The sequence below is a fragment of the Mycobacterium sp. E2327 genome (assembly GCF_001672675.1).
Classification (GTDB): Bacteria; Actinomycetota; Actinomycetes; order Mycobacteriales; family Mycobacteriaceae; genus Mycobacterium.
The window spans coordinates 1-959 of record NZ_LZKE01000215.1; the positions used below are offsets into that span (position 1 = coordinate 1).

A 959-nucleotide genomic window follows, 5' to 3' on the forward strand; every position below is an offset into this window, starting at 1 on the left:
CCTACGGGCAGCGGGATTCCCAGCAGCAGCTGGACGAGGATTTCCTGCACAACTCGTGGAAGTTCCAAAACCCGGTCAAGCTGGCGCGCGAGGCGATGGAGCCGGTCCGGGCGGGCTTCGAAGAGCTGGGCGCCGCGCTCAAGTCGCTCGTGGACGGGGTCGACCTGCTGCTGACGGGCCAGACCTACCACGGCGTGGTGGCGAATGTTGCGGAATACTACGACATTCCGGTGGCGGGACTGCATCATTTCCCGGTGCGGGTCAACGGTCAGATCGGCGTTCCGTTTCTGCCGTCGCCGGCGCCGATCGTCCGCACCACGCTGTCGGCGGGCTGGTGGCTGTATAACCGCTTCACCAAGGCGGACGAGGACGCGCAGCGCCGCGAGCTGGGTCTGCCGCCCACGACGGTGCCCGCGTGGCAGCGGATGGCCGACGGCGGAACGCTCGAAATCCAGGCCTACGACCGGGCCTTGTTCCCCGGGCTGGCGGCGGAGTGGAATGGCAAGCGCCCCTTCGTGGGTTCGTTGACCCTGGAGTTGGCCGCGGAGACCGACGATGAGGTCGCGTCGTGGATCGCTGCGGGAAAGCCGCCGATTTACTTCGGTTTCGGCAGCACCCCGGTCAGCTCCCCCGCCGCGACGGTGGCCATGATCGCCGACGCCTGCGCCGAGTTGGGCGAACGCGCGCTGATCTATTCCGGCGCCGACGGTTCCGAGCCCGCTCCGCATCGTGAGCACATCAAGCTGGTCGGACACGTCAACTACAGCACGATCTTGCCCATGTGCCGGGCGGCCGTTCACCACGGCGGGGCGGGCACGACGGCGGCGAGCCTACGAGCCGGGCTCCCGACGCTCATCCTGTGGGACGTGGCCGACCAGTTCATCTGGGCGACCCAGGTCAAACGACTGAAAGTCGGCTCCGCCAAAAAGCTTTCGACCATCACCCGCAAATCGTTGGTC

1 protein-coding gene is annotated in these 959 nt (G+C 67.2%); it reads left to right on the forward strand.

Annotation, left to right across the window (positions count from 1 at the left end):
• Window positions 1-959, forward strand: a 959-nt coding sequence (locus A5712_RS31510) for a glycosyltransferase (RefSeq protein ID WP_068111152.1), incomplete at both ends; no start/stop codon positions are given.